The sequence below is a fragment of the Paenibacillus sp. IHB B 3415 genome (genome assembly GCF_000802655.2).
GTDB classification, from domain to species: Bacteria; Bacillota; Bacilli; order Paenibacillales; family Paenibacillaceae; genus Paenibacillus_AQ; species Paenibacillus_AQ phytohabitans.
Window position 1 is genome coordinate 25,592 of the sequence record NZ_JUEI01000056.1, and the last position, 20,788, is coordinate 46,379.

General features: G+C 50.4%; 21 protein-coding genes. 17 read left to right on the forward strand and 4 right to left on the reverse strand.

Going from position 1 to position 20,788, the window contains the following annotated elements; all coding sequences use genetic code 11:
* The first annotated feature begins 108 nt into the window (after positions 1 to 108).
* From QW71_RS22665 to thiI, 5 genes are all read left to right on the forward strand, one after another.
* On the forward strand, positions 109 to 330 hold the full coding sequence (locus QW71_RS22665) for a DUF1540 domain-containing protein (RefSeq protein WP_039304437.1): 222 nt from the start codon (positions 109 to 111) through the stop codon (positions 328 to 330).
* An 11-nt stretch (positions 331 to 341) separates the two neighbouring features.
* A complete protein-coding gene (locus QW71_RS22670) occupies positions 342 to 743 on the forward strand; it encodes a hypothetical protein (RefSeq protein ID WP_047013923.1) in 402 nt (133 codons plus the stop codon).
* A gap of 191 nt (positions 744 to 934) precedes the next feature.
* Positions 935 to 1,648, forward strand: a complete 714-nt coding sequence (locus QW71_RS22675) for a lytic transglycosylase domain-containing protein (RefSeq protein ID WP_039304171.1) — start codon at positions 935 to 937, stop codon at positions 1,646 to 1,648.
* A gap of 204 nt (positions 1,649 to 1,852) precedes the next feature.
* Positions 1,853 to 3,004 carry a cysteine desulfurase family protein gene (locus QW71_RS22680; protein WP_039304174.1) on the forward strand — a complete coding sequence of 384 codons (1,152 nt, stop codon included), beginning with the start codon at positions 1,853 to 1,855 and terminating at the stop codon, positions 3,002 to 3,004.
* A gap of 72 nt (positions 3,005 to 3,076) precedes the next feature.
* Positions 3,077 to 4,303 (forward strand): tRNA uracil 4-sulfurtransferase ThiI, encoded by a 1,227-nt coding sequence (thiI, locus tag QW71_RS22685; protein ID WP_373604788.1) that lies wholly within the window; start codon positions 3,077 to 3,079, stop codon positions 4,301 to 4,303.
* Between the two features lie 81 nt (positions 4,304 to 4,384).
* Here the strand turns inward: thiI and QW71_RS22690 are convergent, their stop codons facing one another.
* A complete protein-coding gene (locus QW71_RS22690) occupies positions 4,385 to 5,086 on the reverse strand; it encodes a TerC family protein (protein WP_039304177.1) in 702 nt (233 codons plus the stop codon).
* 189 nt (positions 5,087 to 5,275) lie between these two features.
* Between QW71_RS22690 and QW71_RS22695 the strand changes: the two genes are divergently transcribed.
* The 6 genes from QW71_RS22695 to QW71_RS22725 all read left to right on the forward strand — a co-directional run bounded on the left by QW71_RS22695 (position 5,276) and on the right by QW71_RS22725 (position 10,927).
* On the forward strand, positions 5,276 to 5,935 hold the full coding sequence (locus QW71_RS22695; RefSeq protein ID WP_039304180.1) for a TerC family protein: 660 nt from the start codon (positions 5,276 to 5,278) through the stop codon (positions 5,933 to 5,935).
* A gap of 170 nt (positions 5,936 to 6,105) precedes the next feature.
* On the forward strand, positions 6,106 to 6,618 hold the full coding sequence (locus QW71_RS22700) for a hypothetical protein (RefSeq protein ID WP_039304182.1): 513 nt from the start codon (positions 6,106 to 6,108) through the stop codon (positions 6,616 to 6,618).
* A gap of 255 nt (positions 6,619 to 6,873) precedes the next feature.
* Positions 6,874 to 8,718 carry a translational GTPase TypA gene (gene typA, locus QW71_RS22705; RefSeq protein ID WP_039304185.1) on the forward strand — a complete coding sequence of 615 codons (1,845 nt, stop codon included), beginning with the start codon at positions 6,874 to 6,876 and terminating at the stop codon, positions 8,716 to 8,718.
* A 141-nt stretch (positions 8,719 to 8,859) separates the two neighbouring features.
* Entirely contained in the window at positions 8,860 to 9,156 is a 297-nt protein-coding gene (locus tag QW71_RS22710) for a YlaH-like family protein (protein WP_039304189.1), read from the forward strand.
* Positions 9,157 to 9,238: 82 nt separating this feature from the next.
* Positions 9,239 to 10,378: an LCP family protein gene (locus QW71_RS22720; protein WP_083442677.1), complete on the forward strand. Its 1,140-nt coding sequence runs from the start codon at positions 9,239 to 9,241 to the stop codon at positions 10,376 to 10,378.
* Positions 10,379 to 10,474: 96 nt separating this feature from the next.
* Positions 10,475 to 10,927: a pyridoxamine 5'-phosphate oxidase family protein gene (locus tag QW71_RS22725; RefSeq protein ID WP_039304195.1), complete on the forward strand. Its 453-nt coding sequence runs from the start codon at positions 10,475 to 10,477 to the stop codon at positions 10,925 to 10,927.
* A 61-nt stretch (positions 10,928 to 10,988) separates the two neighbouring features.
* Here the strand turns inward: QW71_RS22725 and QW71_RS22730 are convergent, their stop codons facing one another.
* A complete protein-coding gene (locus QW71_RS22730) occupies positions 10,989 to 11,561 on the reverse strand; it encodes a YhcN/YlaJ family sporulation lipoprotein (protein WP_039304198.1) in 573 nt (190 codons plus the stop codon).
* Positions 11,562 to 11,666: 105 nt separating this feature from the next.
* Here QW71_RS22730 and QW71_RS22735 point away from each other — a divergent pair, with 105 nt between their 5' ends.
* Together QW71_RS22735 and QW71_RS22740 are read left to right on the forward strand one after the other, a co-directional pair.
* A complete protein-coding gene (locus QW71_RS22735) occupies positions 11,667 to 12,998 on the forward strand; it encodes a PhoH family protein (RefSeq protein ID WP_039304201.1) in 1,332 nt (443 codons plus the stop codon).
* A 489-nt stretch (positions 12,999 to 13,487) separates the two neighbouring features.
* Positions 13,488 to 14,714: an extracellular solute-binding protein gene (locus QW71_RS22740; protein ID WP_039304204.1), complete on the forward strand. Its 1,227-nt coding sequence runs from the start codon at positions 13,488 to 13,490 to the stop codon at positions 14,712 to 14,714.
* Here the strand turns inward: QW71_RS22740 and QW71_RS22745 are convergent.
* Positions 14,706 to 15,836, reverse strand: a complete 1,131-nt coding sequence (locus QW71_RS22745; RefSeq protein WP_039304206.1) for a hypothetical protein — start codon at positions 15,834 to 15,836, stop codon at positions 14,706 to 14,708. The genes QW71_RS22740 and QW71_RS22745 overlap by 9 nt on opposite strands.
* A 173-nt stretch (positions 15,837 to 16,009) precedes the next feature.
* Positions 16,010 to 16,246 (reverse strand): DUF2626 domain-containing protein, encoded by a 237-nt coding sequence (locus QW71_RS22750; RefSeq protein WP_039304209.1) that lies wholly within the window; start codon positions 16,244 to 16,246, stop codon positions 16,010 to 16,012.
* A gap of 346 nt (positions 16,247 to 16,592) precedes the next feature.
* Between QW71_RS22750 and QW71_RS22755 the strand changes: the two genes are divergently transcribed.
* The 4 genes from QW71_RS22755 to QW71_RS22770 all read left to right on the forward strand — a co-directional run bounded on the left by QW71_RS22755 (position 16,593) and on the right by QW71_RS22770 (position 20,621).
* On the forward strand, positions 16,593 to 17,240 hold the full coding sequence (locus tag QW71_RS22755) for an RsfA family transcriptional regulator (RefSeq protein WP_039304213.1): 648 nt from the start codon (positions 16,593 to 16,595) through the stop codon (positions 17,238 to 17,240).
* 132 nt (positions 17,241 to 17,372) lie between these two features.
* Positions 17,373 to 18,353: a ketopantoate reductase family protein gene (locus QW71_RS22760; RefSeq protein WP_039304216.1), complete on the forward strand. Its 981-nt coding sequence runs from the start codon at positions 17,373 to 17,375 to the stop codon at positions 18,351 to 18,353.
* Positions 18,354 to 18,386: 33 nt separating this feature from the next.
* Positions 18,387 to 18,746 carry a DUF3397 domain-containing protein gene (locus QW71_RS22765; protein WP_306766061.1) on the forward strand — a complete coding sequence of 120 codons (360 nt, stop codon included), beginning with the start codon at positions 18,387 to 18,389 and terminating at the stop codon, positions 18,744 to 18,746.
* Between the two features lie 150 nt (positions 18,747 to 18,896).
* A complete protein-coding gene (locus QW71_RS22770; RefSeq protein WP_039304222.1) occupies positions 18,897 to 20,621 on the forward strand; it encodes a peptide ABC transporter substrate-binding protein in 1,725 nt (574 codons plus the stop codon).
* Positions 20,622 to 20,788: the final 167 nt, after the last annotated feature.

The window sequence follows — 20,788 nt, forward strand, 5'->3', positions numbered from 1 at the left end:
CGTGCACATTTGCATGCACATATGAAAGGCGCCATTTCATCAGCTGGAAACCATTCGGCCGCATAGCAGTGAAGCAGGAAGGACATAATGAAAGCCGAGGTGATCATTATGACAAACGCAAAACCGCTTGTGAGATGCAGTGTGAGCAACTGTCATTATTGGGGAGAACAGAACCTGTGCCGTGCCGAAGAAATTGTAATTGAAATTGACAAGCATGTAGGCAGCCATTTCAAGGAAGAATATGCTGAAGAGCTGACGGCGAATAATCATCATGACCATGCCGGAACTTCGTCTGCAACCTGTTGTCTGACGTTCAAGCCGAACGCTTAGAGGAGGCCCTTATGGACAATCAGAATGATGAACCCAAAGTGGACCGTTCGGAACGCAGGAAGATTATTTTGCGACCGCGCAGAGTGGATTACCCGCGCCGGGACAGGAGTCATAACGAGGAATATGCTGCTGAAATCAGTCCGCTTCCCGTGCAGGTCCACAGTACCGCCAACAGGGATACTGAACGTACAACCGGCAGCGAAAAGGAAAGCGATGAACGGACAATCGGTTTTATTGGCCTCGGATTTGGTGTGGTTTCCTTATTTATCTGGTCAATTATTATGGGGCCTATTGCTGCAGTGCTCGGGTATTATGCCTATGCCAGGGGACAAAAAACTGCTGGCGCCTGGTCCATGGGACTGGGGATTGTCTCTACCTTAAGTTATTTTGTCTTAATTCCTTTTGCCCGTTAGGGTAAGCTGCATGCAGAAATTTGATTTCAAAACAGGCTTTCAGACCTAACTATGCGGGTCTGAGGTCTGTTTTTTCTGTTTGGCATATAGTAATTACTGCAAATAAATTGTAAAATTAAGCCGTATTTCAAATTTAAATAGAATGCTTTATTTTGTTTATATAGATTTATGATGAAAGAGGGAATGGGAGCATGGCAATCGACCCCGCTGCAGCAAGCGGAACCGGGCAACTGAAATGGGTTGATCTGAGGAGTTCAAGCATGAAGGGCGGAAGCGGCAAGGTTTCATCCGGGGTAACAGGTTCTTCGGCAGCGGAATTCGCTGCTTTACTACAGCAGGCGGCCCTGCAATCCGCAACCGGCGGCGGTAGCGGAAGCACTTTAACCTCACTCACGGATGCTTCTTCACTAAGTAATCTGCTCTGGCAGCAGCTTGGTGGAACAGCTGAGACGTATGACGGCATTTCCGGGGAAATAACGCAGACAGTGCCGACGGATTACGAAGAGCTGATCCAGACGGCCAGCGCGAAATATGGCGTTCCTGTTGATTTGATCAAGGCTGTAATTGATACGGAATCATCGTTTAATCCTAATGTTGTTTCTTCTGCAGGGGCCAAAGGGCTGATGCAATTAATGGATGGAACGGCGAACGGTCTGGGTGTCTCCGATCCGTTTGATCCGGCCCAGAGCATTGATGGAGGCGTACGCTACCTTTCTTACCAGCTCAAGCGGTATGATGGCGAGGAGAAGATGGCACTGGCCGCTTATAATGCCGGACCAGGCCGCGTTAATAAGCTTGGCGTCAGCAACGACGCCGAACTGATGGCTAATCTCTCAGAGCTTCCGAAGGAAACTCAGGCGTATATTGCCAAAATAGAACGCGCCCGCGCGCAATACGCGTTATAATAAAAAGGATCAAACGGAATCTGCATCCAGCCGCTCCGGCGGCAGCAGCCCGTTTGATCCTTTTTGCAACATATAAATAAAGTATAAATTTTGCTATACTTATTCTTTCTCGCTGAAAGGCTACCGTCCATAAAGGACGGCGTAGCCGTATATGCTTGGCAGAATGGGAATGCTGAAACGATAAGCAAAGGAGAACGCCGATATATGCTGTATTGGGATTATGCCGCTGCTGCTCCGCCGTATGAAGAGGTAGTGCAGACTATGGAACAAGTCATGAGGCAGCACTTTGCCAATCCCTCATCTCTGCACCGTGCGGGGGCGGAGGCGGACAAGCTGATCAAGCGTGCGCGGGAAGTGTGTGCGGCAGCGCTTGGCGTGCAGCCGCAGGAGATTGTGTTCACCTCGGGAGCTACGGAGAGTAATAATCTGGCCATCAAAGGAGCTGCGCTGCAATATCAGGGCAGAGGCCGCCATATGATAACTACCGAGCTGGAGCATCCTTCAGTCTATGAGAGCTGTCTTCAGCTGCAGCAGCTTGGCTGGGAGATTACCTTTATTGCACCAGACAGCTCCGGAGTCGTCGATCCTTCGCAGATAGCCGCAGCGGTCCGGCCGGATACCGTGTTGGTCAGTGTAATGCATGTGAATAATGAGATTGGCACGGTGCAGCCGCTGCGTGAGATCGGACGGCAGGTCAAGGCGGTTAACCGCCGGACACTGTTTCATGTCGATGGGGTGCAGGGCTATGGCAAGCTGGAGACCCGGCTGAAGGAATGGCAGGCTGATCTGTACAGCTTGTCAGCGCACAAAATCCGCGGCCCGCGCGGAACAGGAATCCTGTATGTACGGGAAGGCGTAACCTTGTTCCCTCTGCTTACCGGAGGTTCTCAGGAAATGGGCAACCGCGCCGGAACAGAGAATGTGCCGAATATTGTAGCCACAGCCAAGGCGGTGCGCATGAGCGGCGAACGGCGGCAGGAATTCACCCGCCGGATTACGCCGCTTAAAAAACAGCTGGAGGATTATATATCAGGAATTCCGGAACTTGTGCTGAACAGCAGCGGAGACGGGGCGCCTCATATTGTCCATTTCTCTTACCCCGGAATGAAGGGGGAGGTTATGGCCCGGAAGCTGGAGGAACTGGGAATGGCCGTTGCCACCCGCTCCGCCTGTTCGTCACGGCTGGCCGAACCGAGCCGGGTTCTGCTGTCCATCGGGAGGGACCGGGCTGCTGCGCTTGGCGGCATCCGTATCAGTCTGGGTGACAGCCATACGAAGCAGGAGGTGCAGCAGCTGGAGCAGGCGCTGCTTGCCGCTGTCCAGTCTTTGAAGATTGCTGAAGGAGGCGTGAAATAACAAATGACAATTCTAGAGTCAGACAACGGAGCAAACGCTGCGGGAATTGGAAGCAGCATTGAATATGCGGATATGCTTCTGCTGCGCTTTGGAGAATTTATCTTAAAAGGAAAAAACCGCAGCCGGTTCGAAAAAACTGTGCTCCGTCATGTGAAGGAGATGGTTAAACCCTATCCCGGCGTGGTGCTCAGCAAAGAATTCGGGCGGATATATGTCGAACTGAACGGTGAGCCGGCAGGAGAGTTAACGGATGCACTGAAGAATGTATTCGGCATCGCTTCAATTAGCCCGGTGAAGGTGTCACGGTCGGAATTTGAAGAGATTCTTGCAGCCAGCAGGACATTCCTGAATATTATTGCCCCGGCAGCAGGAACGACCTTCAAGGTTAGTGCACGCCGGGTGTGGAAGGACTTTCCGTATGGCTCCATTGAGATGGGCAAGCTTATTGCCTCTCCTCTGCTGCAGGGGTATCCCGGACTGCTTGTGGATGTGAAATCTCCGCAGATGGAGCTGAGAATTGAGATTCGTGAAGGGCATACCTATATTTTCTGCGAGAATATTGCCGGTGTCGGCGGGTTCCCGCTCGGTACGAACGGCAAAGCAATGCTGCTGCTGTCCGGCGGCATTGACAGCCCGGTTGCCGGCTGGTCATCGATGCGCAGAGGACTTGAAGTGGAATGTGTCCATTTCTACAGCTACCCGTATACCAGCGAGCTTGCCCGGCAGAAGGTTGTAGATCTGACGCGGGTACTGTCGCGTTATGCCGGAGTGATTAAGCTTCACCTGGTTCCGTTCACAGAGGTCCAGACCTCTTTTACCGGGATTGGTCAGGATAATCTGATTATTACCCTAATGCGCCGGGCCATGCTGCGGATTGCTACCGCTCTCGCCGAACGCGAAGGGGCGCTGGCCCTGATCACCGGTGACAGTCTGGGGCAGGTCGCCAGCCAGACGCTGCCAAGTATGAATGTCATTGGCCGTGCCACTGAGCTGCCGCTGCTGCGTCCGCTGGTGATGATGGATAAGAGTGAGATTGTCGGAATCTCCCAGAGCATCGGCACCTATGACTTGTCCATCCTTCCTTATGAAGATTGCTGCACGCTGTTCGTGCCCAAGTCGCCGACGACGAATCCTAACATGCGGATTGTGGACAAGATTGAAGCCACACTGCCCGGGTACCAGGCACTCCTGGAAGCGGCGGTTGCCGGAACAGAGACGGTATCGATTACACCATACGGTGATGAGAAGCCGAGCGATGTGATCCCTGTACAGGCAGGTTTACAGGAAGAATGGTTCTAGAATAGCTGAAGAAGAGGTGCCCTGCAGCCTGTAATAATGGTTGGCCGGGGCACCTCTTTCTAATATATGGGGATATATGCATTACCGGGTAGAGTTGCCGCTATGCGGAATTCTGCCCTGAGCGCGGTGGCGCTGCCAGAGGCCGGCGGCAAGGATCCCTGCAATCACCAGAGCAATAAACAGATAGTGGAGCAGCGGCTGCTGTTCGAAGAAGGGGGCAATCCGCTTCTCACTGGTAATCATACTTGCGGCCGTGAAACCAAGCACGGCTGAGCCGATATAGATAATCCAGGAATATCTGTTGATCAGCTTGATGAACAGCGTGCTGCCCCAGACCACAATCGGCACGCTGATCAGCAGCCCGAGCACCACAAGCGTAATATTGTGTTTGGCTGCCCCGGCGATCGCGATAACATTATCCAGCCCCATCGCCGCGTCTGCGACAATGATCGTCCGTACGGCCGACCACAGTGTTCCTCCGGCCTGTATGTCCGTGTCCTCCGTATTTCCCCCCGTCAGCAGCCTGTAGGCGATCATAATAAGCAGCAGTCCGCCGAATAGCAGCAGCCAGGGCACTTTGAGCAGCCACACGACAAGAATCGTCGCGATAATCCGCAGCACCACGGCGCCGCCTGTGCCCAGCAGGATCGCCTTCTTCTGTGAGCTTCCCTGCAGGTTCCGCGCGGCCAGGCCGATCACAATGGCATTATCACCGGCCAGAATCAGATCGAGGAAGACAATATTCAGCAGGGATAATATGAAATCCGTAACGGATGGGTTCAATAGGGGTCACTCCTCGAATTTGTTGGAAAGATATACGGGCTTTTTTGACATACGGCAGGCAGGCTATAATTTTGTATACGCTGGAACTGCCCTGCTCATGCGTAGTTTCTAAAAAAGCCGGACAGGATGCATAGCTTGTCACCCTGAGGCATACATGTATTTACATGGAGTTCAGGGAGGTTGAAGAGAATGGATTCTTTATTGCTGCTGGGTGAAATACTGATGATCAATCTTGTGCTGAGCGGAGACAACGCGATGGTCATTGCGATGGCCAGCAAGAATCTCCCGGAGAAGCACCGCAGGCAAGCGGTATGGTGGGGAGCTGCCGGGGCAGTGGGTCTGCGCTGCATCCTGACTTTTGCCGCAGTGCTGCTGCTCAAAATTCCTTATATTGAAGCCGGAGGCGCGATACTGCTGCTCTGGATCTCCTTTAAGCTGCTGCTGGAGGAGGAGGAGGAACTTAAGATTGAGGGGAGCTCCAGTGTATGGAAGTCAGTGCGCACCATTCTGCTCGCCGACTTCATCATGAGTCTGGACAATGTGCTGGCGATTGCAGGCTTGGCCAAAGGAGATCTGGCACTCATCGTAATCGGGATTGCCATCAGCATTCCGATTGTGGTCTGGGGAAGCGGCATCATCGTGGGCTGGCTGCACCGTTTCCCGGTGCTGGTCTTCATCGGAGCCTATATTCTGGCGTATACGGCCGGTAATATGCTGCTGCAGGATGCCAAGTTTGGTGCGGTCATTTCCTTCATGCTGCCTACATTCCACTCCATGCTGCCGATGGTGCTGGGGATTATTGTCGTAGTAACAGGTATGCTTAAGCGGAGGATGGTATCTGCAGGATAAGAAGCGGCAATACTAGAGGCTGTGCCAAAAGCTGGAAAGCTTTGGTGCAGCTTTTTTGTGCAATTCCCCCGAATACACGAAGAATGATGGTGTTTTAATTATTTTTCAGATAAAATATAAAATGACGAGGGCCAGAGAAAAGACGCGAATTTTGAAGGGATGGGTGAAAGATGTCTTCCAAAAACGACATGAAACTGGGTGTGTTCATCGCCGCCGCCGGCATTGTGATTCTGTTCGGGAAGCTGGGGGTGTTCGGATTTCTTGGACATGCCTTGTGGCCGCTCGTAATTCTGGTTCCGGGCCTGTTCCTGCATGTGCTCTTCTTCACCCGCCGTGCTTCTGCATCTGTATTAATACCTGCGGGCATATTAACGGTATACGGTCTGCTATTTGGACTATGCAATACATGGGGCTGGGACCTGATGAGGCATTTGTGGCCTATCCTGCTGCTGGGCATTGCGGTCGGACTTTATGAATATTCGCTGTATTCTTCAGCCAGAACCAGAGGACTAACAACAATCGCTGTTATCCTTGGGCTGCTAAGCATTGTGTTGTTCATCTTCACCCTGCTCGGGACCGGAGCCTTGTATCTGCTGGGTGCCGTTCTGGTTGCCGCAGGCCTCTGGCTGATGCTGGGCCGGGGCAGACCGGGCGGGCGCAAGAAGTGGAACGGCGGCTGGTAAGACAGCCGGGCAAACGGCACAGATTGAGGGAATGGACACCGCTGAATTTGACGTAAGGCAAAATTAGAAAAATTAAACGAAGTTGGTAACGTTTTTTTCAGAAAAAGACTTGCTTTTCATGGTGCTTTCACGATACTATTAAGGATATGTTGGAGCGTCGGGTTTCTGCCTGGCGCTTCTTTTGTGAGACTGCCGTGACATGCTATAAATTTAAACATTTTTAATTTGATAAATGAGAGGATTTGGATACAAATCATGCATTCAAGAAAAGATATTCGCAATATTGCGATCATTGCCCACGTTGACCATGGTAAAACAACACTCGTCGATCAGCTTCTCCAGCAATCAGGGATTTTCAGCGCGCACGAGCACTTGCAGGAACGGGCCATGGACTCTAACGACCTGGAGCGGGAACGCGGAATCACTATCCTAGCCAAAAATACAGCAATTACCTATAAAGAGTTCCTGATCAACATCGTAGATACCCCTGGACACGCCGATTTCGGCGGTGAAGTAGAACGTATCATGAAGATGGTTGACGGCGTACTGCTGGTTGTGGATGCTTATGAAGGCTGCATGCCGCAGACTAAATTCGTTCTGCGCAAAGCACTGGAACAGCACCTTACACCTATCGTTGTCGTGAACAAAATTGACCGTCCGGCTGCACGTCCGAAGGAAGTTATTGATGAAGTTCTGGATCTGTTCATTGAGCTTGAAGCCAGTGACGATCAGCTTGAATTCCCGGTTGTTTATGCTTCTGCGCTTAACGGCACATCGAGCATGGACCCTGAGAAGCAGGATGAAACGATGCTTGCCCTTTACGAAACCATTGTTGAACATATCCCGGCTCCAACTGAAAAAGTTGAAGAGCCCCTGCAGTTCCTGGTAACTCTGATGGATTACAATGAATACCTTGGCCGTATCGCCATTGGCCGTGTTAACCGCGGTGTAATCAAGCAGGGCCAGTCCGTAACAGTTATTATGCGTGACGGCAAGAGCAAAACAGCACGTATCGAGAAGCTGTTCGGTTTCCAGGGCCTGAAGCGTGTTGAGACTGAAGAAGCGGGTGCAGGCGACATCGTAGCAATTGCCGGTATCAAGGACATCAACATCGGTGAGACCATTGCCGATCCGCAGCATCCAGAAGCGCTGCCTGTTCTGAAGATCGACGAGCCTACGATGCAAATGACGTTCCTCGTGAACAACAGTCCGTTTGCCGGTAAAGAAGGCAAGTGGGTAACTTCCCGTAAGCTGCGCGAACGTCTGTTCAAAGAGCTGGAAACGGATGTCAGCTTGCGTGTGGATGAAACGGATTCCCCTGATGCATTTGTCGTATCTGGCCGTGGTGAGCTTCACCTGGGTATCCTGATCGAGAATATGCGCCGTGAAGGTTACGAAATGCAGGTTTCCAAGCCTGAAGTTATCGTCAAGGAAATCGACGGAGCCAAAATGGAGCCGCTTGAACGCCTGATGATTGATGTTCCGGAAGAAAGCATGGGCGCTGTTATGGAAAGTCTGGGAACACGTAAAGCAGAAATGGTCAACATGATCAATCATGGTACGGGCCAGGTTCGTCTGGAGTTCCTGATTCCTGCGCGTGGTCTGATTGGTTACAACACCTACTTCCTGACCCTGACCCGCGGTTATGGCGTTATGAACCATGCGTTTGACAGCTATGCTCCACTGATTGGCGGACAGGTTGGCGGACGTCACCAAGGCGTACTCGTATCCAGTGAAACCGGCAATACGACTCTATATGGCATGATGGGCGTAGAAGACCGCGGTATTCTCTTCCTTGAACCGGGAACTGAAATTTATGAAGGCATGATCGTAGGTGAGCACACCCGCGATAATGACATCATTGTAAATATCTGCAAAGAAAAACAGCTGACCAACGTTCGTTCTGCAACGAAGGATGAGACTGTTAAAATGAAGACTCCGCGTATGTTCTCTCTGGAAGGCGCGCTTGAATACCTGAATGATGATGAATATTGCGAAATTACACCTAAATCCGTTCGTCTGCGCAAAAAGATCCTGAACAAGGGTGAGCGCGAACGTGTAGAGAAGCAGCGTAAAGCGGCGCAAGCCAGCCAAGCGTAAGCTGTCACCCATTCAAGCCGGCTTTTCTTGTTTATTTTCCCGGATAGAAGACCGTTCAAATTGCAGGGATTAAAAGCAGTATAAAACTGCTGAGGATGATATAATGTAAGCGATACTTATATCCGGGAGGAGTGACGAGCTGTGCAGAGCTGGTTCGCTGAGCATCCAATTGTCGCTTACATTGTCATCTTTATTCTATTGACTTATGTGTATAACCGTGTATTTCGCGTCAACCAGAAGCTGCCCATCGGCAAAGAGATCGTACTTTATATTATGATGGCTCTAGGCTCGGGGATGCTGCTCATCTTCCAGCATGACAAACTTCCGATCATCCAGTGCCTGCTGGTGGCGGTGGGGTTAATGCTGCTCGTACGGGTCCGCTACCTCGTAGAGGCCCGGCAGAAGCGGAAAGCTGCAGCTGCTGCGAAACGGCACTAGGCGCAACTTTTAGTGCTCCAGATCGTCTAAGTTATTATAAAGTTATCTAATTCTACCTGAATGAAAAGGACCTAATTCAATTATGAATACTAGCAAGGGCAGTCTGCCGCCCAGATCGAACGGCCAGCAAGGAACCAACAGACAGCAGTCCAGACCCGCTGCCTCAACCAAATCAACGAAATCAACGAAATCAACGAAATCAACCAAATCTACGAAATCTAATAAGAAGAAGCCTAAGAAACGCGGGTTTTTCGCCCGGCTGATGAAACTGCTGCTGATCATCCTCCTGGTTGCCGTAATTGCGGCGCTGGGCTATGCAGGGTACTTGTACTGGAAGTTTGATCAGGGGGGGTTCGGAGTGGACCAGCCGGTTCAGGCCGGGCAATCCGCTTCAGAGAAGCCGCTGACGATGCTGCTGCTAGGCACTGACAACCGTCCGAAGCACCCGTCCAATCTGACAGATGTGATTATGGTTGCGGCGCTGAACCCGGAGACCCAATCGGCAACCGTAGTTTCACTGCCGCGCGATACTTACGTAGAGCTTAATGGCTATAAGAAAACGAAAATCAATGCGTTCTACTCCCGCTTCAAGAGCAAGGAGAAGACCTCAGGGATTCTGGCCGGGGATGAAATGAAGACCATGATGAGCAAATATCTCGATATTCAGGTCGATTATGTCACTGTGCTTGATTTCCAGGGCTTCCGGGATATCGTGGATGAATTCGGCGGTGTAGATGTCAATATCAGCGAGAATATGTGCTACACGGACAGTGTGGACGGAACAGATATTAATCTTAAGAAAGGCCAAGCCCAGCTAAACGGGGATAAGGCGCTTGATTATGTACGTTACCGTAAATCCAATTGTAGTCCGGCAACGAAGCCTTCCGATGATTTTGACCGCAATAAACGCCAGAATGAAGTGCTTAATTCGCTGATCGCACAGATGCAGTCACTCGGAGGGGTGCTCAAAATCGGCAAGGTGCTGGATGCCGTGGACGATAATCTGGCAAGCGATATTGAGAATGCCCAGATCAAGAGCATGATAGCGACTTACTGGAATATATCTAAGGAGAATGTAGAATTTGTGCCGGTGACAGGAACCTGGCGCAGTCCCTATGTATATATTGACGATAAAGAGCTGGACGCAGCCAAGAAAAGCCTTCAGGACCAGATATCCGGCCTCTCCGGTGCCGCTGCTTCTGCGGCCGCAGACAGTCCATAAGGAGCAGGAAAGAATCTACAAATTGAATGCAAGTTTCATCCTGTGCTATAATATAATAAATTGAATGCACTCACGCCGCATAGGGGGCCTGTACTTATGTCCGAAGCCGTTGCTCAGCTCAACGAAACTCTGCTAGCTATGCTGCAGTCGGAAACCTTTGTTCTTCTAAACACTGTGGATGCTGAATCCGGTGGCCCTACATCTACTGCGATTTCCTGGATCTATGCAGTGAGCCCTTCTATTGTGCGCTTATCGGTAGATCACCGTTCCAGGCTTGTGAATAACATGAAGGTCAACCCGCTGGTAACCATTACTGTGTTTGGTGAGGGAACGGTTCATGCCATCAATGGGCGTGCTTCTGTGAAGCAGGACCCGCTGGAGGATGTTCCTTTTAAGATGTGCTGTTTTGATGTTGAGATTGAAGCGGTCCGCAATGCGCTGTTCTACGGCGCTCATCTGGAATCTGCTCCGAAATATGCGAAGGTATACGATGCGCGTGCGGCTGAGAAGCTGGACGGACAAGTATTTGCCGCCATGCAAAAAGCCTAGTGTGCCATCACTAGGCTTTTTTTGTCTCCAGATCCTGTGCTTTGTACAGGAATGTGTAAGCTTATTGTCCGTTACCTTGCGGTTTGGTATCCTCCGGCAGCTGCGGGATGATCCGGCCGATAATGTCGGCCATTTCTGAGGCGAAGCCGGATACCGGATTTCCCTTGGTAATATGCTTTCCCATCTCGGCTAACCTGCTGGTGAGGTCCATGTCGGCAGTAACGAGCGTTCTTACACCCCGCGGGTCTTTGCGGATAGCTTCCGCTACCGTGTATTTCACGCTTCCGACCCGTGAGCGGGTAAGCGATCCGTCGACATCAATGCCGACAACGGCAATGTTGTTCATTACGACACAGTGGGCTCCGTTTACACCGGGAACTCTTTTGGCTAACTGTTCAAAATGATCCTTAAGTGCAACATCGCTTTCGCCCTTAACGTCAGAAGGTTGTCCGTTCTCTGGTGTAGGTTCAAGGGCTGTACCATCTTCGGACAATGTCCGTACTTCGCGATTCCCCTGGCTGCTCAAGGCCTTTGACGATTGTTTATCCTGAGGAGAGGGTGATGTCTCTTTATTAGCGATACCGCAGCTTGTCAGCAGCAGCAGTACCAGCAACAGACACATTGATTTTCTCATATGTGCTTACTCCTTTCAGCCATAGTTCAGTGGTTTACCTTATCTTGCCCTTGCTGAAAAGAGTTATGTATGATCAATCAAACCAGGCGCTGTGGAGGGGATAACATGAAAAAGATATTCGTACTAGACACTAACGTGCTACTGCACGACCCCAATTCGATTTTTGCTTTCAAGGCGAATGAAGTTGTCATTCCCGCTGTAGTCCTGGAAGAAATCGACTCCAAGAAGCGTAATGCCGATGAAATCGGCCGCAACGCCCGCACCGTGTCACGCTTGTTAGACGGACTCCGGGAACTGGGCCACCTGCACAGCGGTGTGGTACTGGAACATGGAGGCACGCTGAAGGTAGAACTTAACCACCGCAGCTTCGTAAAGGTACAGGAAATGTTCGGGGAGGTCTCGAACGATAACCGCATATTGGCTGTTGCCCTCAATTATCTCCATGAGGAGAATGAAAAGGCTGATCCCAGTCCTGTGGTACTCGTAAGTAAAGATGTACTCGTCCGCATCAAAGCGGATGTGCTTGGCATAACACCGGAGGATTATTTATCCGACCGCACCGGAGATTTGAATGAGCTGTACTCCGGCTGCCAGTCGCTGATGGTGCATCCTTCGCTGATCGATGAATATTATAGTCACCGTTTCTTGTCCATCAAACAGCTGTCGTTGTCCTACCCGCTCTACCCTCATGAATTTGTCATTCTGAAGGATGAGATTGGCAGCGGCAAATCGGCCCTGCTCAAGGTGAACAGCGATGCCAGCCGGCTCGAACCGCTGTACCTCGGCAATGATGCGGTGTGGGGCATCAGCGCCCGGAATGCCCAGCAGCGGATGGCGCTTGAGCTGCTGCTGAATGATGATATTCCGCTGGTGACCATTACCGGTAAAGCGGGTACGGGGAAGACGCTGCTGGCGCTTGCCGCCGGACTGTTCAAGGTGGAGGACGAACATAAATACAAGAAGCTGCTGATCGCCCGTCCGGTAGTCCCGATGGGTAAGGATATCGGATATTTGCCGGGGGAGAAGGACGAGAAGCTCCGTCCATGGATGCAGCCGATCTATGATAACCTCGAATTCCTGTTCGATACCAAAAAAGCCGGAGATATCGATAAAATATTGATGGGCCTGGGCAGCATCCAGGTGGAGGCGCTCACTTATATCCGCGGACGTTCCATTCCGTCGCAGTTCATTATCATCGACGAAGCGCAGAACCTGTCCCGGCATGAAGTGAAGACCATCGTCTCCCGCGCCGGTGAAGGCAGTAAGGTGATTCTGATGGGAGATCCGGAGCAAATCGACCATCCTTATCTGGATGCCGCGAGCAACGGGCTCAGCTATATCGTTGAGAAATTTAAGCAGCAGGGCATCAGCGGCCATATCACGCTTGAAAAGGGTGAGCGTTCGCATCTGGCTCAGCTGGCTGCGGATTTGCTGTAGCAGCTCCAAGGCTTGGGTACACAGTTGTTTATCACTTCAGCCCGCAAGCTTAACTGGCAGCACCCGCTCTTCAATCGGCAGCCCGCCGGTTGATTGGCACAATCACGGCCGGGAGATGACCACTCCCGGCTTTTGTCTGCCCGCCCCCGGAACGGCAGGAGGGGATGCTCTGAGATAGCTGGAGCCGATAAGGCGGGAGTGCCGGAGGGGAATTTTGGAACTGGAGGAGCGGGAGCGTCCGCCTTTGTCTCCGGATTTCAACCGCGCACAGCGGTCCAATCGAAGAAATCTGGAGACAACAGCGGCCGGAAGTCCAAATATTCACCGCAGGTGCGAATACCGCCCAACCGGCGACCGGTTCATCAGACTCACCCCCTCATGCCGTTCACACCTATATAATAGAAAGAGAACGTTTTCACAAACGCAGACAAGCACGTATATGTCTGCTAAAATGAGGAAGACGAGGATCGCGGGAGGAGAGAGAAGCACGTGCTGAGACGCAAAAACTATTGGCTGCTGTTTGCTGTTCTGCTGCTGTCGCTGACAAGCCTGTCGCCCAGCATGGAGCTGGACACGGATGAGGGAAGCTATCCGCCCAGACAGCCGCTGGACCAATCGGAGCGCCCCCCTTCAGGTGAACTTGGGGACGAGCAGAGCTTGACCATACGCGTATCGCTCAGCAGTTTGGAATTTAGCGTACTGCAGCGGATTAGCAACAATTACAGCCTGTCGAGCGGGGTCAGCGTACAGCTGACTAATGTGGACACTGAAGAAGACGGGGCCTCTCAGGTACGTGAGGAACTGACGGTTGGGGATAGTCCGGATATTGTAATGCTGGACGGTCACAGTATTTTTGATCTGGCTTCCCGGGGATATTTGCTGCCTGTGGATATATACCAGAGTGTTCCCGGGAGCACCCCTCTTACCATGCTGATCCCGCAAATGCAGTGGAACGGATACGACTGGGGCGTTCCGCTCGATATTGATCCCTATGTATTGGTATATTCTCCTCAGCGGCTTGCTGAATGGGGGCTTTCCGGGGCACCGTCAAGTCTGGAAGAATGGAGCGGACTGCTGAGCCGGCTGAACGAGGAGGAGACGAAGGAACATCATTTGCTGGCAATGGATACACGGAACCCTTATGGTTATGCTGCTGTACTGCAGAGCATGGGAGGCGGACTGCTGTCTATGAGTGAAGCGCAAGCGGCGTGGACGGAAGCTGCCCGCGGATATTTTTATCTGACCAGCCGGTTTAATCAGGATATCTGGGATATGCTGCAGGATGGCAAGCTTGCGGTGGCCGTAGTGCCGCTCTCCGAATGGAGAAAATATGGAAACTCCACGCTGGCGGTCCAAGCGCCGCTGGAACAGACGGGCCACAACATCTACGAGGCAATCCATAGCCGCTTTTTTGCGCTCCCGGCACAATCCGGCAGCCCTGAAGCAGCGGTCAAATGGCTTGCTTATGTGACTTCAAGCTCGGCTCAGCTGGAATGGCTGGAGAATACGGACCATCTGCCTGCACTGGATGAGCTGTACCGCTCTGGATTGCCTGAAATCTCCCGGCTTCCGTTCGACTCCGGATTATTCCTCACCGATGACCCCGAGTCAGACTCTGAGGGCGAGTGGAGCCGCAAGGCAGAAGCGGCTATTCTACTCTTGACCGGCAAGCTGGATGCGGCGGGATATCAAGCAGCGGCCGCAGCCTCAGAATGAGAGGGACAGCTTGACATGGAGCACGCCGTCCGAGCTGGATACTTCTGTGGCATGCAGGAATGAGACGATTTTTGATGGATAGAAGCCCAGATCGAACTCTTCCTCCAGCGCCTGACGGGTGGTATCCGGCAGCTCCAGTCCATTAAAGACCACATGGTCTACATGGAACATTAATCCGTTGACCGGTTCCTCCTGAATGGTGTAATGACCGGTCAATGTCAGTGACAGTCCGCCGCTCTTGCCCGTGGCTGTAATCTCGTTGTCCTTGAAATGAAAAGCGAAATCCTTGAACAGCGTATTCTGCGTGACCAGGAATTCGTTCAAATCCTCCTCCTTCAGCGCAAGATTATAAGTCATCCCCTTACGGACCAGCACACCATCCCGGTTCTGGACGAACTGCGGCAGATGCTTCATCGCCGAGGATAACGCCTTGAAATAAGTCTTAACCTCATGTATCCCGATATTCTCCCAATATTTACTGAACTCCTCCAGCAGTACCCCCATGCGCTCAGGATCTGTACTGGCCTGAATACCGCCCTCAATTTCTTCATTTAAAGCAAGCACACGCTTTTGCTGCTCCTGGAGCGCTGTTTTGAGCCCAGCAAGCTCTTCAGAGCTGCGCTGTGCGGCCGCAATTGTTTTTTTTAAGTCCTTGTACTGTGTTTCATACTGCGACAGGGTGTCCCGGTCCTGCCCCATAATAATCTCATAATAATCATAAAGAGCGAGTACTCTGCTGATGCTTTTGGCGGACAGTAAGGCTGCAAGCAATCCGTCGCGTTCCCCCATATAATAAGCCCGCACAACTGCGCCTGCGCGTTCCTGCTGATCTGCAATGGCCGTTTGTTTGGCGGCCGACTGCCGGGTCAGCGTGGCGACTTCACTTTCAAGTGCTTGTTGTTCTGCCGTAATCCGGACAATCTCCCGTTCAATCTCCGCTGAGGACAGAGTCTGTTCGAGCAGCTTGCGGGTTTCTTCATTATCCGGAACGGCAGGCGCTGAAGCACGGAGGCCGGAACCGGGGTCGGCGGACAGATATACCGGTGAAGCCAGCGGCAGAAGTGTGCAGGTGAGAAGGAGTAGAGCTGCAAATAACCGGCGTAAGGAACTGCGGAATAACACCACATCACCACCTTGAACAGAGTTGAGTAATAGGTATGTACTAATAATATGTTTCTGCCTGTTAAAATATCATACCCTGTTTCGGCATCCGGGAACTACATTCGGACAAACAAAAAAAACGGAGTTGCTCCTTGAGATAAAGGAACACTATCCGTTTCAGTACTGTATATGCGTTACAGCGGCAGACCCATCTGAAAGACTGTCCAATAACTGAAGCCCGTAAAGGTAAGGATCATATAACCCCAGAAGAGCAGAATGTAGGTCTTTTCCGTGAATTTCATGTAGCCGAGGATCACAAAAAAAGCGGTTTGTAAAAAGAATAGCAGGGCCATTTCCGTAAGATCACCGGCGAAAGCCATAAGTCCGATAACGAGTGTGAAAAATCCCAATACGCGAAACATGCGGTCCAAGAGAGAGTCCCCCTTCCAGTATGAATCCGGCTACTGCTGCTTACCTTTCATTATAACGGCTCTGCAAAACACTGTAAACGAATTCATTGAAAAAAAAGGCAGGAAATCATAATATTTATGATTTTTATAATTGACACAAGTTTTTCTCTTGGAATTTAAGAATTTATAGCATTGTAAGTATGAGGTTCAGCCAAAATGGCAATACAATTTAGTATCAAATAGATTCTATGAACTCTAATAGAGGCATAGAAATGGAGTAAGCAGCTTTTATCCCTATTCACTACCCGGCGGAGCTGCCGGTTCTGAAGATGGTTATTTCATGATGTTGTTAGGAGGGTTAGGCTTTATGACAGCCGTTAGACAGGATGCTTGGAGTGCGGAAGATGATCTGATATTGGCAGAAATAACGCTGCGTCATATCCGTGAGGGCAGCACACAGCTTGCTGCTTTTGAAGAGGTGGGTGAAAAAATCGGCAGAACCTCGGCTGCCTGCGGTTTCCGCTGGAACAGCTGCGTACGCAAAAGTTACGAGGATGCTATCGGGATCGCTAAAGGCCAGCGTCAGAAACGAAGTTATTTGAAGAAACAGCCGGCTTCCAGAGGTGCGCAGGTAGCGGGACTGATTCTTGGAGACATTGAAGAGGACTACGGACGAAGCGAAGGGTTAAGCGAGAACAGCTTATCGATTGATGCGGTAATCCGGTTTCTGAGACAATGGAAAGGCACGTTCCAGGAGGCTGGACGGCAACTGAAGATGCTGGAGCGGGATTTGCGAGAGAAGGAAGATGAACTGACGGAGCTGAGAGCAGAGAATGAACGCTTATCCAAGGAAGTTAATCTAGCCCAGAGCGATTACCGTGTAGTCAATGATGATTACAAAGCGCTGATCCAGATTATGGACCGGGCCCGCAGACTCGCATTTCTAAATGAAGAAGAAGAGGAAAAAACCCGCTTCAAAATGGATGCGAATGGAAACCTGGAACGGATCGAATAGAACATGAATCCCGCGAATCCTGCATCCCAGTGCCTCACGGCACCGGAATTGCAGGATTTTTTGTGTTTTGCTTTGAGCGGAGGTGCAGGATATAATTAGGAAAATTACCGGGCGGCAGGAGGATGTGTTTGCATGAAAATTGATATTATAGGGGCGGGGGCACTCGGGCTCCTGCTTGCCGGCAAGCTCATCGGTGCGGGGAATGAAGTCAGACTGTGGTGCCGGAGTGAGCAGCAGTGCAGGGAATTAGCAAACAGCGGTCTAACGGTCAGCTATGAGGACGGCGGGGAGGCAATATCCGTTAAGGGTGACCGCTTCTCGGCCGAACCGGTGAGTAAGTATACGCAGCGGCAGCTGGCTGATCCGGGAGAGGTTACATTGATAACCGTCAAACAAAGGGTGCTGCATCATGAGCTTCCGGAGATTCTGCGGCCGCTTCAAGACCGGAATCTTACAATTATATGTTTCCAGAACGGCTGCGGACATTTAGAGCTGTTGCAGGAGCTGCTGCCGGAATCCTCCCTCTGGGTGGCGGTAACCACTGAGGCTGCCAAGAGGAAAACATTAACAGAGGTTATTCATGCAGGTAAAGGGGAAATCTGTATAGGGAAAAGCAGTCATTCTCTAAATCCCAATGAATCAAACGCACAGGATTGGGGCAATGGCGGCGTAATAAGTTTTGCTGAGGCCCTTGCAGCAGCAGGATTCAACGCCTCTCTGTCGAAAGAAGTGGATACCATCATTTACCGGAAGCTCTTGATCAATGCTGTAATTAATCCTCTAACCGCAATATGGCGGATCCCAAACGGCGAGCTGTTGGCTTCACCTGAGCGTGTACAGATCATGAAGGAACTGTACACAGAGGCTGTACAGACCTATGATGCCTGCGGGATAACCTATGAGAAGCATGTCTGGGAGGCCATTCTTGAAGTTTGCCGGGCTACATCGGGCAATATTTCATCCATGCTGGCCGATGTGCTTGCTTCAAGGGAAACGGAAATCCGCTGGATTAACGGAAGCATTGTGAATATGGGGCTGCAGCACGGGGTTGAAGTCCCGCTGCACCGCTGGATCTGCGGACTGGTAGAGGGCATGACTGTGAGGGAGAGGTGAGGCTGTTTGGAATTTTTGCGGAATTCGTTCGGCGTGTTAAGCGTTATTCCGATTGTTCCTTTTTTAATCGTTTATTTCGCGGGCATCGGTCTTAAGCAAGAGAAGAGGAAAACTTTTCTGCTGGCGATGGACGTGACTACTTTATTTTTACTGCTGTCAGTTTCAGGATTATTCAATACGATCTTTCATTCGAATTTCGGGTTCTTTCTTATACTACTTATTGTATTAATATCCGCTGGACTGATTGGAGGCGCGCAAAACCGGCTCAAGGGGACGGTCGACGGAAAACGGTTATTACGGGCAGTTTGGCGACTTTCTTTCTTTTTTATGGGCGCCAGTTACGTATTATTTATGATTGTAGGCCTCATACGATACATATCACAAGCGATGTAATGTTCCACTGCTCCGGTGAAGCGTCAACGTCACAAAATTTTAAAGAATTAAAAAAAAGTCGTTTTCAGAAAATATTGCTCTAGATTTTTTTGACCACTGGTTGTATAATCATAAACCATATACCACATTCTATTTAGGGGGAACTGCTAGATGAAGAAGAGTAAAAGTCTATTGCTCATGTTCGCATTAGTTTTGGTTATCGGCACAGTGCTTGCTGGCTGCGGCGGAAACAACAACAATGCTAACAGCGGCACCAATGCTGCAGCAACAAATGCAGCTGGTAATGAAGGTAGCACGAACACAGGAACAACCGGTGACGAGAAACTGGCTGCTGACCAGACACTTAGAGTCAACCTGACTGCAGAACCACCTACTTTTGACCCTGCTCAAGCTCAGGACAGCCAAGCTAATACCGTCCTGAAAACTATGTATGAAGGTTTGACCCGCATGAATGACGAAACTGGCCAAGCTGAGCCAGGAATTGCCGAATCTTGGGAAATTTCCCCTGACGGTCTGGTATATACATTCAAACTGCGTGATGCACAATGGAGCAACGGCGACCCTGTAGAAGCTGCTGACTTCGTTCGCGCCTGGAAAATCGTGCTGGACCCTAACACAGATCCAACTGCACCTTATGCTTACCAATTGTACTACCTGAAGAACGCTGAAGAATATTATGGAAAGAAAGTTACAGATTTCAACGAAGTGGGCGTAAAAGCTGTTGATGCGAAAACTCTTGAAGTTACGCTGAAAGCACCAACTCCATACTTCCTTGGCCTTCTGTCCTTCTATACTTATTACCCTGTACACAAATCCGTTGAAGGTAATACTAAATGGGCAACAAACAAAGATACTATGATCACTAACGGTGCGTTCACATTGACTGAGTGGACTACCGGCCAATCCCTGCAAGTTAGCAAGAACGATAAATATTGGGATGCTGCTAACATCAAGCTTGCTAAAATCGACTTCTCCCTGGTTAACAGCGGCGCAACTGAACTGCTGAGCTACAAGAACGGTGAACTTGACCGTGCTGGTGCACCACACGGCGAAATCCCGCAAGAACAGATTCCTATCGTACAAAAAGAGCTTCCTAACGAATTCCAGAGAAAAGGTATCGCAAGTACCTACTACTATGAATTCAATATCACTGAAAAACCTTTCGACAACGTTAAAATCCGTAAAGCCCTGGCAATGACTGTTAACCGTCAATCGCTGATCGACAACGTAACACTTGGCGGACAAATTCCGGCATTCGGCTATGTACCTCCAGGTATCGCTGGCGCTGACGGCGAGTTCCGTACTGCAATTAAAGACGACTACTTCACTGAAGATACTGAAGCAGCTAAGAAATTGCTGGCTGAAGGTCTGGCAGAAGAAGGTCTGACTGAACTGCCACCGGTTGAATTGTCTTACAACACAAGTGAAGGCCATAAGAAAATCGCTTTGGCTGTAGCTGACATGTGGAAACAAACTCTGGGTATCACTGTAAACACTGTTAACCAGGAATGGGCAGTATTCATCGACAACCGTCAAAACCTGAACTACCAGATCGCACGTGCTGGCTGGACTGCGGATTACAATGATCCAATGACCTTCCTGGATATGTGGGTAACAGGCGGCGGTAACAACGATACTGGTTACGCTAACCCTGAATATGACAAGCTGATCGCTGACGCTAAAGCAAGCTCCGACTTGGCTGCACGCCAAGAAATGTTTGCAAAAGCTGAAAAAATGATCATTGAAGATGATATGATCCTGATTCCGTTCTACTACTATACAAACAACGCCCTGACTAAAGAGTACCTCAAAGGTGTAACTCTTGACTTCAGCGGTGCAATTGACTTCACTCGTGCTTACCTGCTTGAGCACTAAGAATGGTAGAACCTTCGGTTAGCTTAACAGAATAGTGGTTGTCTGAAGGTAGCAATATACTTCGGGATATATATGTGGAATTCCATATATATCCCTTTTTTTTGCATTTCAGGCTTTTTGTTAAAGATTTCACGAACTTACAAAATAAGAAATTAGACAAATGGCCA

Bases quoted from the DNA above. Each gene is read 5' to 3' on its own strand.
- QW71_RS22695 (WP_039304180.1), top strand. From the start codon at position 5,276: ATGGATTCTTTATTGCTGCTGGGTGAAATACTGATGATCAATCTTGTG.
- QW71_RS22755 (WP_039304213.1), top strand. From the start codon at position 16,593: ATGACAGCCGTTAGACAGGATGCTTGGAGTGCGGAAGATGATCTGATA.
- QW71_RS22760 (WP_039304216.1), top strand. From the start codon at position 17,373: ATGAAAATTGATATTATAGGGGCGGGGGCACTCGGGCTCCTGCTTGCC.
- QW71_RS22665 (WP_039304437.1), top strand. From the start codon at position 109: ATGACAAACGCAAAACCGCTTGTGAGATGCAGTGTGAGCAACTGTCAT.
- QW71_RS22670 (WP_047013923.1), top strand. From the start codon at position 342: ATGGACAATCAGAATGATGAACCCAAAGTGGACCGTTCGGAACGCAGG.
- QW71_RS22720 (WP_083442677.1), top strand. From the start codon at position 9,239: ATGAATACTAGCAAGGGCAGTCTGCCGCCCAGATCGAACGGCCAGCAA.
- QW71_RS22675 (WP_039304171.1), top strand. From the start codon at position 935: ATGGCAATCGACCCCGCTGCAGCAAGCGGAACCGGGCAACTGAAATGG.
- QW71_RS22770 (WP_039304222.1), top strand. From the start codon at position 18,897: ATGAAGAAGAGTAAAAGTCTATTGCTCATGTTCGCATTAGTTTTGGTT.
- QW71_RS22730 (WP_039304198.1), bottom strand. From the start codon at position 11,561: ATGAGAAAATCAATGTGTCTGTTGCTGGTACTGCTGCTGCTGACAAGC.
- QW71_RS22700 (WP_039304182.1), top strand. From the start codon at position 6,106: ATGTCTTCCAAAAACGACATGAAACTGGGTGTGTTCATCGCCGCCGCC.
- QW71_RS22725 (WP_039304195.1), top strand. From the start codon at position 10,475: ATGTCCGAAGCCGTTGCTCAGCTCAACGAAACTCTGCTAGCTATGCTG.
- typA (WP_039304185.1), top strand. From the start codon at position 6,874: ATGCATTCAAGAAAAGATATTCGCAATATTGCGATCATTGCCCACGTT.
- QW71_RS22680 (WP_039304174.1), top strand. From the start codon at position 1,853: ATGCTGTATTGGGATTATGCCGCTGCTGCTCCGCCGTATGAAGAGGTA.
- thiI (WP_373604788.1), top strand. From the start codon at position 3,077: ATGCTTCTGCTGCGCTTTGGAGAATTTATCTTAAAAGGAAAAAACCGC.
- QW71_RS22735 (WP_039304201.1), top strand. From the start codon at position 11,667: ATGAAAAAGATATTCGTACTAGACACTAACGTGCTACTGCACGACCCC.